The 12,520-nt window shown below is 68.6% G+C and carries 12 protein-coding genes; 5 read left to right on the top strand and 7 right to left on the bottom strand.

Features of this window, described 5'->3' with window-relative positions; genetic code table 11:
• The first annotated feature begins 57 nt into the window (after positions 1-57).
• Positions 58-1,002, top strand: coding sequence for an IclR family transcriptional regulator (locus BC102111_RS10320; protein WP_101624259.1), 945 nt, complete (start codon positions 58-60; stop codon positions 1,000-1,002).
• A gap of 137 nt (positions 1,003-1,139) precedes the next feature.
• On the opposite strand, the gene BC102111_RS10315 is transcribed toward BC102111_RS10320, so the two are convergent.
• Positions 1,140-1,394 (bottom strand): glutaredoxin family protein, encoded by a 255-nt coding sequence (locus BC102111_RS10315; protein WP_101624258.1) that lies wholly within the window; start codon positions 1,392-1,394, stop codon positions 1,140-1,142.
• Positions 1,395-1,645: 251 nt separating this feature from the next.
• On the opposite strand from BC102111_RS10315, the gene BC102111_RS10310 reads away from it, so the two are divergent.
• A complete protein-coding gene (locus tag BC102111_RS10310) occupies positions 1,646-2,218 on the top strand; it encodes a TetR/AcrR family transcriptional regulator (protein ID WP_231882139.1) in 573 nt (190 codons plus the stop codon).
• Complete coding sequence (locus BC102111_RS10305; protein ID WP_101624257.1) at positions 2,215-3,597, top strand: MFS transporter; 1,383 nt, start codon at positions 2,215-2,217, stop codon at positions 3,595-3,597. The genes BC102111_RS10310 and BC102111_RS10305 overlap by 4 nt, the downstream gene beginning before the upstream one ends.
• A 154-nt stretch (positions 3,598-3,751) precedes the next feature.
• Here the strand turns inward: BC102111_RS10305 and purU are convergent, their stop codons facing one another.
• From purU to BC102111_RS10280, 5 genes are read right to left on the bottom strand one after another with little or no spacing between them, the layout of a single operon-like run.
• Positions 3,752-4,597 (bottom strand): formyltetrahydrofolate deformylase, encoded by an 846-nt coding sequence (purU, locus tag BC102111_RS10300; protein WP_009379701.1) that lies wholly within the window; start codon positions 4,595-4,597, stop codon positions 3,752-3,754.
• A gap of 2 nt (positions 4,598-4,599) precedes the next feature.
• Entirely contained in the window at positions 4,600-5,352 is a 753-nt protein-coding gene (locus BC102111_RS10295; RefSeq protein WP_308297885.1) for a sarcosine oxidase subunit gamma, read from the bottom strand.
• Between the two features lie 10 nt (positions 5,353-5,362).
• The gene (locus tag BC102111_RS10290; protein ID WP_180960617.1) at positions 5,363-8,287 is read right to left on the bottom strand and encodes a glycine cleavage T C-terminal barrel domain-containing protein; all 2,925 of its coding nucleotides are present in this window, start codon (positions 8,285-8,287) and stop codon (positions 5,363-5,365) included.
• On the bottom strand, positions 8,284-8,580 hold the full coding sequence (locus tag BC102111_RS10285) for a sarcosine oxidase subunit delta (RefSeq protein WP_101624255.1): 297 nt from the start codon (positions 8,578-8,580) through the stop codon (positions 8,284-8,286). The genes BC102111_RS10290 and BC102111_RS10285 overlap by 4 nt, the downstream gene beginning before the upstream one ends.
• A gap of 19 nt (positions 8,581-8,599) precedes the next feature.
• The gene (locus BC102111_RS10280) at positions 8,600-9,817 is read right to left on the bottom strand and encodes a sarcosine oxidase subunit beta family protein (protein WP_063248741.1); all 1,218 of its coding nucleotides are present in this window, start codon (positions 9,815-9,817) and stop codon (positions 8,600-8,602) included.
• Positions 9,818-9,979: 162 nt separating this feature from the next.
• On the opposite strand from BC102111_RS10280, the gene BC102111_RS10275 reads away from it, so the two are divergent.
• Complete coding sequence (locus BC102111_RS10275; RefSeq protein ID WP_095376644.1) at positions 9,980-10,642, top strand: GntR family transcriptional regulator; 663 nt, start codon at positions 9,980-9,982, stop codon at positions 10,640-10,642.
• Between the two features lie 67 nt (positions 10,643-10,709).
• On the opposite strand, the gene BC102111_RS10270 is transcribed toward BC102111_RS10275, so the two are convergent.
• Positions 10,710-11,288: a TetR family transcriptional regulator gene (locus BC102111_RS10270; RefSeq protein ID WP_131248212.1), complete on the bottom strand. Its 579-nt coding sequence runs from the start codon at positions 11,286-11,288 to the stop codon at positions 10,710-10,712.
• 84 nt (positions 11,289-11,372) lie between these two features.
• Between BC102111_RS10270 and BC102111_RS10265 the strand changes: the two genes are divergently transcribed.
• Positions 11,373-12,350 carry an alpha/beta hydrolase gene (locus BC102111_RS10265; protein WP_095376593.1) on the top strand — a complete coding sequence of 326 codons (978 nt, stop codon included), beginning with the start codon at positions 11,373-11,375 and terminating at the stop codon, positions 12,348-12,350.
• The last annotated feature ends 170 nt before the right edge of the window (positions 12,351-12,520 follow it).

Genomic DNA, 12,520 nt, shown 5'->3' with positions numbered 1-12,520 from the left:
GGTTCCACATCATGGATTCCGTGCGGTGCGCTGAGGGCCGCGCGCGATAATCGGAGCATGGGCAGCGGCGTGGACCCGGACGACCTGGGGCGGATGAGGATGCGCGGGAAGATCCTGCGCCGATCGGCGTCGTTCAACGTCGCCCACGCCGTCGATGATCTCGAGCCGGGCACCGGAGCGCAGAGCATCCAGCGGGCGCTGTCGCTGCTGGGCCTCGTCGGCCTCCTCGCCAGCGAACGCACGGGCGGCGCGGGCCTGTCCGAGATCGCGACGATCAGCGGACGTCCGAAGGCGAGTGTCCACCGCATGCTCCAGGCCCTCATCGCGATGGGCTACGTCGAACGCCTCGAGGAGGGCGGGTACCGCCTCGGCGTACAGTCGCAGATCCTCGGTCAGCTCGCGCAGAAGTCCGTCGACCCGCTCGTCATCGAATCGGAGTCGAGCCTGCTGCGGCTGGCCGAGATCACCCAGGACACCGCGTTCCTCACCCTGCGCACCGGCAGCTTTGCGATCTGCGCACGGCGCGAGGAGGGCTTCGGCGACATCTTCAACAATGCCCTCGCCGTCGGCGACCGGCATCCGCTCGGCATCGGCGCGGGCAGTCTCGCGATCATGTCCGAACTCCCGCCCGCCGAGGTGGACGCCCTGTTCGAGGCCAACGAGCAGATCCTCGCCGAGCGGTACCCGAAGGTCCGCATCGATCAGCTGCGCGACATCATCGACCAGGCCCGCATCGACGGCTTCGTCCACAATCCCGGGCTCTTCGCTCAGGGATCGTGGGCCGTCGGCGTCGCGCTCAGGGTCCGTGGGGGCCGTCCCCGCGCGGCCCTGTCGATCGCGTCGATCGCCGACCGCGTCACCGGTCAGCGGGTCGAACACCTCGTCGCCCTGCTGCGGCGCGAGGCGAAGATCATCGCCGAGGCGCTCGCCGCCGATGCAGAGCCTGCGAGCTCAGAAGCTTCCGCCGAGACGGACACTTCGCGCCGAGACCGACAGTTCTGAGTGTCGGTCTCGGCGCGAAGTGTCCGTCTCGATGCCTCTCCCGTGGTCGAAGGGACCGTTGAGCGGCGAGCGCGCGCCTCCCAGCTGACTCCCTCGCTATCAGGTGGTCCCCTCGGCGGGCGAGCGCAACGAGAGGGTCAGACGAAGGAGAGGTACTTCAGCTTCGCGAGCACCTCGGGGTTCGTCGGCTCGACTTGGTGGGAGCCGTCGGGGTAGACGACGACGGGGATGTTCGTCCTACCCGAGATCTCCTTCGCCTCATCGGCCTTCTCCGGCTCGACGACGAGGTCGATGTAGTCGAAGTCGACGCCGAGTTCGGTCAGCTGCTTCTTCGTGCGCCGGCAGTCGCCGCACCACTCCGCCCCGTACATCGTGATGGTGTTCTCAGCCATGGCCGTCCTTTCGCTCGGGCGCTCCAACGCGCGGTATCGCCGGAGTCGACCGGCGCATTCATTCGAACCGTGCGCACGCGCTCCCTATTCCGTGCGCCCGGAAGTTGAGACCGGCGCCCCCACGCGGACCGGCCGATCCCCAGCGAGGAGGATCCAGTGCGAAAACCGGCCGGATCTCGCACCGGATCCTCCTCCGGGAGCGCGCGGACGCAACTCTTTGATTAGTAGTTACTAACTGCTAATTTAAAGACATGGCACAACGAATGAGCGGCGAGGAGCGCCGCAGACAGGTTCTCGGGATCGCCGCCGAGGAGTTCGCGGAGCACGGCCTGCACGGCGCGTCCACGGAGGCGATCGCGCGTTCGGCGGGCATCACCCAGGCCTACATCTTTCGTCTGTTCGGGACGAAGAAGGCGCTGTTCATCGAGCTCGTCACTTCGGCCTTCGAACGGACGAGCAGTGGGATGCTCACAGCGGGCTCAGGACGCACCGGGATCCGTTCGCTGGAGAGGATGGGAACCGAATACTACGACCTCCTTGCCGACCGGACCGCCCTGCTGCTGCAGCTGCAGGGACTGGCCGCATGCGGAGACGCCGAGGTGAAGGAAGCAGTGCGCGAACGGTTCGCCCGCATGTGGCAGGTCGTCTCGGAGACGACCTCGCTCGATCCGGTGACGGTCAAGACCTTCCTCGCATTCGGAATGCTCCTCAACGTCGGAGCAGCACTCGACCTGGAACAGATCGACGAGACGTGGGCTGGGGGAATGCGCACACGGATCCGTCCCGGCCTGTTCGCCCACATCAGCGACGAGACCAACCGGTGACAACGCGGGAATCCGACCTCAACGCCCGAGGTCTCGGCCGCGCCATCGTCGCCGTGGCACTGCTCGGCTCCGTGGTCGGAGGCGTCGGCGCCCCACTCATCACCGCAGTCGCACTCGATCTCGACATCGCACTCGACGAAGCACAGTGGACCCTGACCATCACTCTGTTCACTGGGGCGGTCACAGCCCCGGTCCTCGGCCGACTGGGCGCCGGTTCGCAGCGACAGGAGACGATACTCGGCACCCTCGCCCTGGTCGCGCTCGGCGGCCTTCTCACCGCAGTGCCGGCGCCCTTCGGCGTGCTCCTTGCAGGACGGGGCCTGCAGGGACTCGGTCTCGGGGTGATTCCGCTGCTCATGAGCCTCGCCCGTGACACCTTGCCCGCCGACCGGGCGAGGAAGACCATCGCCACAGTATCGGTCGCGTCCACTGTCGGCATCGGAGTGGCCTATCCGCTGATGGGATTCATCAGCGAGGCCGCCGGACTCCGCGCGGCGTACGGCTGCGGCTTCCTGCTCTCGCTGACTGCGTTCATCGTCGCCTGGCGAGCGTTCCCCCGATCAGTCCCGACCGAAGGCACCCCTGTTGACGCCCTCGGCGCCGTTCTGCTCGGCCTCGGGGTCCTCGGCGTGCTGCTGACGGTGTCGCAACCCTCGGTCTGGAACCCTCTATGGGCCGGGGCCGCGATACTCCTCATCGCCTGCGCTGCGTTCGGCTGCTGGCTGCATGTCGAGCGTCGAAGCCAGGCACCCTTGGTGGATCTCAGGCTCTTCTCCACCAGGAACATCCTGCTGGCAAATATTGCGATGTTCGGTTCAGCCATCGCCATGTACCTGCTGTTCTCTCTGCTCACCCGATTCGTGCAGACGCCCGTCCAAGCAGGATACGGCTTCGACCTGTCGAACACCGCTGCCGGTGCCGCTCTCATCCCGTTCTCAGTCCTCGGGTTCGCTGCCGGCAGACTGACACCGTGGCTGGTCGACAGACTCTCGGCAAAGCCGACGTTCATCGTCTACACCGCCTTCACCGCATCCACGGTCGTCGTCGTCCTGCTGCTCGATTCGCTCGCAGCCGTGCTTGCGGCGATGAGCGTGCTCGGTCTCGGCGTGGGCGGCATATCCGCCATCATGCCGCAGCTCGTCCTCACCGGCGTCCCGAAGTCAGAGACGGCAAGCGTCCTCTCGATCAACCAGATCGTCAGGGCCAGCGGTTTCAGCATCGGCAGCGCACTCGCGGGGCTCCTGCTCGTCGTGGCGACTGCCCCTGGGACACTCTTCCCAGCTCAGCTCGGGTATGTCACAGCCGCTCTCTGGGCCCTGCCGCTGCTCGCCCTCAGCGTCATCGCCGTCCTGCTCATCCCCAGAGAGGGGCGTGACTGAGCAGAATGCTCGCGCGTCGCGGCAGCACCTCAGCGATTCTCAGCCCCACGCGGACCGGCCGATCCCCAGCGAGGAGGATCCAGTGCGAAACCGAGCCCGATTTCGAACTGGATCCTCCTCCGGGAGCGCGAGCGCCGACGGCCGAACCCGCCGCTCACCTCAGGACGACGGTGCGCTTCCCGTTGAGAAACACCCGGCCCTCGCAGTGCCACTTCACGGCGTTCGACAGCGCCTTGCATTCGGTGTCGCGGCCGGCGGCGACGAGGTCCTGCGGGCCGAAGGCGTGGTCGACCTCGGTGACGGCCTGCGCGATGATCGGCCCCTCGTCGAGCTCGCTGTTGACGAAGTGGGCGGTCGCCCCGACGGTCTTCACACCCCGCTCGTACGCCTGGTGGTAGGGCTTGGCGCCCTTGAACGAGGGGAGGAACGAGTGGTGGATGTTGATCGCCTTGCCCGTCAGCTCGCGTGCGAGATCGTCGGAGAGCACCTGCATGTACCGGGCGAGGACGACGAGGTCGATCTCGAACCGGTCGACGAGGTCGAGGAGCTTGCCCTCGGCCTCGGGCTTCGTCTCCGGGGTGACCGGGATCCGGAAGAACGGCACGTGATGCCATTCGACGAGCTCCCGGTGGTCGGGATGGTTCGACACGACCGCGGCGATGTCGACGGGCAGCTCTCCGATGCGCGCCCGGAAGAGGAGGTCGTTGAGGCAGTGCTCGAACTTCGAGACCATGACGAGCACGCGCCGCTTCTCCCCTTTCGGCCAGAGGTTCCACTTCGCGTCGAGGTCCGCGCCGAGCCGCTCGATCTCAGCCCGCAGGTCCTCGAGGGCCTCGGGTTCGAGCTCGAACTCGACCCGGAGGAAGAACCGCCTGCTCAGCGCGTCGTCGAACTGCTTGAGCTCCCTGATGTCGCCGCCGTGGTCGAGCAGCGCCCCCGTGAGCGAGTGGACGATGCCCCGACGTTCATCGCATTCGAGGGAGAGGACGTATTCCGGCATTGTCAGCCCTTCCGATCGTTGTCTGCTGTGTGCGAGGCGGCCTCGCGCGCCGCGCCGCCGTGCCCCGCGCTGCCGTGCCCCGCCGACCCGTCGTCGTGCGCGTGCCCGACGACGTCGTCGAACGCGTCGATGCCCTCCCCGGTGAACTCGGCCATCCCGTCGATGAGCCAGCGGACCATGAAGTCCGCGAAGCTCGACCGCGGCAGGATCCGGAACTCCTCGCCGCCGGAGCGGTGGAGGATGACGGGGACGGGCCCGAGCTGCGTGACGATCGCCGTCCCCACCGGAAACGCCCGTGGGTGGAGGTCGGCCCGGCAGCTCTTCTCGAGCACCTCCCGGGCCTTCGACCCGGTGAGTTCGAGGATCGTCCGGTTCGCCGAGAGTTCGACGACCTGCCCGGGCAGCCCCTCGAGCGCGGCCTCCGCCTCGTCGGTCTCCCCCGGGCGCTGCGGCCGGGAGACGTCGATGACGAGGAACTCGTCCGGACTCAGCCACACCGTGTGCCGGCCGTCCGCCTCCCCCGTCACCTCGCCGACGACCGTGGGCAGAGTGATCCCCAGTACTCCTTCGATCGCCCTCGCCGAGGCGGTCCCCGGCTCCGCGCGCACCCCGATCTGCACCGCGAAAGGACGCTCCCGCAGTCCCACGGCACCCCCGCCTCCCGCGCTGGCCTCAGCCATCGCCTCGGCGAGGTGGGCCGCCGGGGACACCCGCAGCCCCTCGAGCACGGTCGTGGACTCCTCAGTCTCAGCCATCGCGTCAGTCTCAGCCATCACGGCGCTTCCCTTCGGGATCGTAGAACACGGGTGAGGTGATCTCGACGTCGATCACCTGGTCACCGAGCGGTGACTGGACGACCTCGCCGAGGCGGTTGCGGCCGTTCTCGACGAGCGCGAGCCCGAACGGCCGGTTCAGTGTCGGGGAGAGATAGGACGAGGTGACGTGCCCGATCATCGGCACCGGCCCGTCCTCCGGGGCGATCGGGGTGCCGGCCGCGACGAGCTGCGCCCCCTCGATGAGTCGGGTCTCCCCGTCGACGGGGAGGACCCCGACGAGGTGCTTGCGGTCCTCCCGGGCCGTGTCGAGGCGCGAGAACGAGCGCTTGCCGATGAAGTCCTTGACCTTCGAGATGATCCACTCCATGCCCGCGTCGGCGGGAGTGACGGTGCCGTCGGTGTCCTGTCCGACGATGATGAACCCCTTCTCCGCGCGGAGCACGTGCATCGTCTCCGTCCCGTACGGGGTGATGTCGAACTCGGCTCCCGCCTCGGCGACCATCTCCCAGACGGCGAGTCCGTAGAAGGCTTCGACGTTGATCTCGAACGCGAGTTCCCCGGAGAACGAGATCCGGCAGATCCGCGCGGGGATTCCGTTCGCGAGCGTCGTGTGCCGGAACTCCATGAAGCCGAACGCCTCGTTCGACACGTCGAGATCGGGGGCGACCTTCGCGATGACCTCCCGCGACTTCGGGCCGGCGACGGCGACCGTCGCCCATTCCTCCGTCACCGAGGTGAAGGCGACGTCGAGGTCGGGCCATTCCGTCTGGTGCCATTCCTCGAGCCATTCGAGGACCTTCGCGGCCCCACCGGTCGTCGTCGTCATGTAGTAGCGGTCCTCGGCGACCCGCAGGGTCACGCCGTCGTCGAAGATCATCCCGTCGGGGGTGCACATGAGACCGTAGCGGGCCTTGCCGACGCCGAGCTTGGAGAACCCGTTCGTGTAGATCCGTCCGAGGAACTTCCCGGCATCGGCACCGCGGATCTCGATCTTGCCGAGTGTCGAGGCGTCCTGGAACCCGACGGACTCCCGCACGGCCCGGCATTCGCGCAGCACCGCCGCATCCATGTCCTCCCCGGCCTGCGGGTAGTACCACGGCCGCTTCCACTGCCCGACGTCCTCGAACTCGGCGCCGTGGGCGACGTGCCACGGGTGGATCGACGTGACCCGGGCGGGGTCGAAGAGCTCCCCCTTCCGCCGTCCGGCGAGCGCGGCGAAAGCGACGGGGGTGAAGGGCGCCCGGAAGGTCGTGTGCCCGACCTCGCCGAGGTCGTCCTCCCCGAGGACGGCGGCGATCGTCCCGATCGTGTTGACCGCACTCGTCTTGCCCTGGTCGGCGGCCGTCGAGATCGACGTGTAGCGCTTGATGTGCTCGACCGAGCGCATGCCTGCGTTCATCGCCCGGAGGATGTCGGCGACGGTCTGATCGCGCTGGAAGTCGACGAAATGCGAGGTCAGGGCCTCGGGGTCGTCGTCGTCCGAGGTGACGACCCAGAGCGGGCGCTGGGGTGCGTCCGTGCCCTCCTCGGTCGTCGTCGGCACTGTGGGCTCGGCGTCGAACCCGGCCCGCTCGGCTGCCTCACTCCCGGCTTCCGCTCCCTGCCGCAGGGCCGTGGCCAGTGCGTACTCCCCGGTCATCGCGCCGACCGTGAACTGGTCGCGGACCGGTCCGGCGGGGACGAACGCGGCGATGTCCGCGTCCCACTCGATGGGTCCGCGGCGCTGCCCGTGGAGGTGGATGACGGGAGAGAACCCCCCGGAGACGGCGAGGAGGTCGAGGGCGATGTCCTCCCCCGCCGAGGCGGCCACCCCGTCCTCATCGAGGGAGGCGACCGTGATCCCGGAGACCCGTCCCCCCGGGCCCTCCCCGGCCGTGCCGGTGACGGCGGAGCCGAGGATGAGCCGCACCCCGGTATCGGAGGCGACTTGAGACGCCCTCGCCGAGGCGGTCGGGCGGGAGTCGACGACCGCGGCGACGTCGACGCCGGCAGCGACGAGATCAGCGACGAGCGCATAGGCGGAGTCATTCGTCGTCGCGATCGCGACCCGCTCACCGGCGAGAACGCCGTACCGGCCGAGGTAGGTCCGCACGGCGGAGGCGAGCATGATGCCGGGACGGTCGTTGTCGGCGAAGACGATGGGACGCTCATGCGCACCGGTGGCGAGGACGACCTGCCCGGCCCGGATGTGCCACACCCGCTGCCTCGGTCCCGCCTCGGCGCCGGTCCGGTCCTCGAGGGCGACGAAGTAGTTCGAGTCGTAGCTGCCGAAGACGGTCGTGCGCGGGGCGTACGTGAACTCCTCGGCGGCGGCCGCCTCGGCGAGCGTCGTCTCGATCCACTCCGGGGCCAGGATCCCGTCGATGACGGCATGCGGGTCCGAGAGCAGGGACCCGCCGGGGATGACGCCGTCGTCGAGGAGGAGGACGCGGGCCCCGGACTGTGCGGCCTCACGGGCGGCGGCGAGCCCGGCGGGACCGGCGCCGACGACGAGGACGTCGGTGTGGGTGTGCCGGTGCTCGTAGGTGGCGTCGTCGCGGCCGGGGTCGAGGATGCCGAGGCCCGAGAGGAACTCGGCGGTCAGGCCCTCGCGGATGAGGACCCGGGTGGCCAGGAGCATCGACTCGGCCACCTCGGCGGAATCAGGGGCATGGACGCGGACGAGGGCGTTGGGCTCTTCGACTCCGGCGGCCAGAATCCCCCGGGGCCGGTCGAGGTAGGTCGACGGTCCGCAGTCGAGGCGTCCGGCGGCGATGAGGGCGCTCGCGATCGTGTCCCCGGCGAACCCCGAGTAGGCGACGCCGTCGACGGTGAAGCCGATCGGTCGGCTGCGGTCGATGCCGGTCGCGGTCTCGAGCCGATCTACCTCAGGGCGCGGGGTCGCACCGGTCCGGTGCGATTCGGTCGTCGTCATCGTCGTGTCGCTCCTTCGAAGGTCGCGGGCCGGGGCTGACCCATCGGGTAGACCCCGGCGAAGTCGTAGGTCACGGTGTCGCGCACGGCGTTGAACCACTTGCGACAGCCGAGGCTGTGGCACCAGCGTTCGGCGAAGAGCCCGCGGTCGTTGTCGCGATAGAAGAGGTACTCGGCCCATTCGCGGTCGGTGAGCGCGTACGGATCCTCGGGGTAGGGCACATGCGCCTGGCCTCCGTAGGTGAATTCGGATTCGTCGCGGGATCCGCAGTTCGGGCAGATGATGAGCAGCATGGCGGTCCTCTCTGGTCGGTCAGTGGGCGACGGCGGCCGCGCCGTGCTCGTCGATGAGGTGGCCGGTCTCGAAGCGTTCGAGCGCGAACGGCGCGTTGAGCGGGTGCGGTTCGTCGGTGGCGATCGTGTGCGCGTAGGTGAATCCCGCACCGGGGGTTCCCTTGAAGCCGCCGGTGCCCCACCCGCAGTTGACGTAGAGTCCCTGGACTTCCGTCTTCGACACGATCGGGGAGGCGTCGAGGGTGACGTCGACGATGCCGCCCCAGGTCCGCAGGACGTGGGCGCGGGCGAAGATCGGGAAGAGCTCGACCGCGGCGGCGAGCTGCTCCTCGATGATGTGGAAGCCCCCGCGCTGCCCGTAGCCGTTGTACGAGTCGACGCCGGCGCCCATGACGAGTTCGCCCTTGTGCGCCTGGGAGACGTAGACGTGGACGTGGTTGGACATGACGACGGTCGGGTGGACGGGTTCGAAGAGCTCGGAGACGAGCGCCTGGAGCGGGTGGGACTGGATGGGCACGCGGATGCCCGCCATGTCCGCCACCACCGAGGTGTGCCCGGCGACGGCGACCGCGACCTTCTCCGTGGCGATCCGTCCGAGGGTCGTCTCGACTCCGGTGACCTGGTCGCCGTCGCGGTGGATGTCGGTGACCTCGCAGTTCTGGATGATGTCGACGCCCATCTCGTCGGCCTTCCGGGCGAACGCCCATGCGACGTGGTCGTGCTTGGCGATGCCGGCCCGCGGCTGGAAGGTCGCGCCCATGACGGGGTAGCGGAGGTCGTCGCCGATGTTGATGATCGGGCAGACCTCCTTGACCTGCTGGGGATCGAGCCATTCGGCGTCGACGCCGTTGAGGACGTTGGCGTTGACCCGCCTGCGCGATTCCCGGACGTCGCCGAGGGTGTGGGCCAAGTTGAGGACACCGCGCTGGGAGAAGAGGAAGTCGTAGTCGAGCTCCTCGGGCAGCTGCTCCCAGAGCTTCAGCGAATGCTCGTAGATCGCCGCCGACTCGTCCCAGAGGTAGTTCGAGCGGATGATCGTCGTGTTCCGGGCCATGTTGCCACCGGCCAGCCACCCGCGTTCGAGGATCGCGATGTCCGTCATCCCATGGTTCTTCGCCAGGTAGTAGGCGGTCGCGAGTCCGTGCCCGCCGCCGCCGATGATGACGGCTTCGTAGGACTTCTTCGGCTCCGGGTTGCGCCAGAGGAAGTCGGGATGTTCGGGAAGCTGCTCAGCCATGCGATCTCCCTCGATCGTTAATCGTCAACTAATATATCAGCTGTGTTCCTGTAGTCTAGGCCCAGATTCCCGGCGCTGGCAATGGTTCGCGCGAAGCGATTTCCGAGCGGGCAGGAACGCCCCGGAATTCCGCTGGGACGCATGACGAGGACGGAGGGCGAGATGACATCGGTGACGGACACCTCGGCGAGCAGCACCTCGCTGGCCGACCGCGCGTACGAGGCGCTGCGGCACCGGCTCATCATGCTCGACATCGCCCCCGGCGATGTCATCAACGAGGCGGCGCTGAGCGCGGAGCTCGGGGTCGGGAGGACGCCGATCCGGGAGGCCCTCAAACGGCTCGAGGGTGCGCACCTCGTCGTCTCGTTCCCCAGGCGCGGGACGTTCGCCTCCAACGTCGACATCACCGACCTCGCGGCGATCACGGAGATGCGTGAGGCGCTCGAGCCGATCGCGGCCCGGCGCGCGGCGCGGAACATCGGCCCCGAGCTGCGGGAGGAGTTCACGGCGACGATCGCCGAGCTCAGCTCTCTCGAGGCGGGGATGGACGCCCGCACCCTCATCGAACGCGACCTCGAGGTCCACCGGCTCATCTACGGCGCGGTCGACAACCTCCACCTGCAGGAGACGCTCGTGCGCCTCGACGACCTCGCGACGCGGATCTGGTGCCTCGTGCTCCCGAAGATCCCCGATCTCCTCGGGCACATCCGCGAACACATCGCTCTGCTCGAGGGCATCCTCGCCGGTGACGAGGATGCGGTGGGCCGGGTGGCCGGTGAGCATGTCCGCGAGTTCGAGGCGACCGTCCGCATGGCACTGGCGTAGCCGCACCGCGTCACCGACACCGCCGCGCCACCTCGACCGGGGGGCGCCTGCCCCCTGCTCGCGCGGATCACAGCCCCGAGGCGAACTCCCTCATCGCACGGTCGAGATCCTCGCCGATGCCCTCGGCTCCCCGTGCGCGTGACTCGCGCATCGCGATCGTCAGCGCCGCCCCGCACGCCCTGCCGATGACCTGGGCACGGAAGGGCTCGACGCCGCGTTTGCCGAGGACGGCGGCGACCGCCTCGGCGAGGATGTCGACCTTCGCGATGAACGCCGCCCGCAGTGACGGGGTGGAGTCGATGACCTCGTCGAGGGCGAAGCTGTCGGCCCGCCGGTCGGGGTCGGCGTAGTGGTCGACGATCCCCGACATCGACGCGCGCACGGACGTCCACGGATCCTCGTCACCGGGGCGGGCGAGGAGCCGGGCGATCATGTCCTCCCCCATCCCCACCCACTTGCCCGAGATGACGTCCTCCTTGGACGGGAAGTAGCGGAAGAACGTCCGCCGCGACATCCCCGAGGCTGCGGCGAGATCGTCGACGGTGGTCTCGGAATAGCCCCGCTCGCGGAACAGCCTCAGGGCGATCGCGGTGATCTCGGCCTGCATGAGTCGGCGCTTGCGCTCACGGAGGTTCGGGGTGCTCATCTGAGCATTGTAGGCGAAGGACAATGATGGCACTGAGTGTCATTCCTGACTTATAGTGTTCCTGTGACTGCGCGAGGAGGATCCATGACAGCACCGCTCTACCGCGACCAGCAGGCCTGGCAGGATCTCCAGGAGTTTCTGCCGGAACGACTGCGGCTCGACGAATCGACGGCTCCGCAGGAGGAGATCTGGCGCTGGCGCGGCCACCGTATCCATCTCGACCGCTATTCGCAGCCGGAGGCTTCGGCACGTGTCGTCCTCCATCACGGGGTCGGGACGAACGGGCGCCAGATGTCGCTCATCCTCGGCGCTCCTTTGGCGCGCCGCGGGTATGACGTCGTCTCCCTCGACAATCTCGGCTTCGGAATGACCGAGATGAGGTCCGGGTTCACGCCGTCGTACTCCGACTGGGTCGAACTCGTCGTCGACTTCCTCAGCGCCGAGCAGGCGAGGGATCCGAAGCCGACCGTCCTCTACGGGCTCTCCGCCGGGGGCATGCTCGCCTTTCACGTCGCGGCGACAGCCCCCGCGGGCGTCCTCCATGGAATCGTCGGCATGACCTTCCTCGACCAGCGATGCCCGGAGGTCCTCGAGCGCACGGCGCGCAGCCGTGCCACCGCACGCGTCGGCGCACCAATCATGGCGGCGCTCGCGAGGACCCCGCTCGGGCGTCTGCGCTATCCGATGCGCCTGGCCTCGAAGATGTCGGCACTTGCCAACGACCGCGGGGCGATGGAGGTCCTCCTCTGCGACCCCACCTCGGCGGGGAATGCGATGCCGCTGAGATTCCTTGCGGACTACCTCGCCTACGCCCCTGCGATCGAACCGGCGCGCTTCCGCGCCTGCCCGGTCCTGCTCACCCAGCCGGCTGCAGACCGGTGGTCGCCGCGCGAGCTCTCCGACCCGGTCGTCTCCCGCCTCGACCCCGCACTGTTCGAGGAGGTGAGCCTGCAGGGAGCGGGCCACCTCCCGCTCGAGGACCCGGGCCTGCGTCAGCTCGAGCTCGCCGTCGCCGAGTTCGTCGACCGGGTGACGAACTGGACGCGGAGTCCTGCGCGGTGAGCGCCGGGCATCGTCGCTGAGCGCGAGGGCACGCAACGCACGGCCGCAGCTGCAGCCTCCCGAGCCATCCGATCGCAGACGACCCCGGCCTGAGCGACTCGAGACCGGGCAACCTGCGTGAATCGCAACGGCCCGACCGCAGCCTGAGAGGGCTGCGATCGGGCCGTGTG

Source organism: Brevibacterium casei CIP 102111, assembly GCF_900169275.1.
In the GTDB taxonomy this organism is placed as follows: domain Bacteria; phylum Actinomycetota; class Actinomycetes; order Actinomycetales; family Brevibacteriaceae; genus Brevibacterium; species Brevibacterium casei.
Note: the sequence above shows the minus strand (reverse complement) of the source record. Positions and strands in the feature narration are given on the sequence as shown.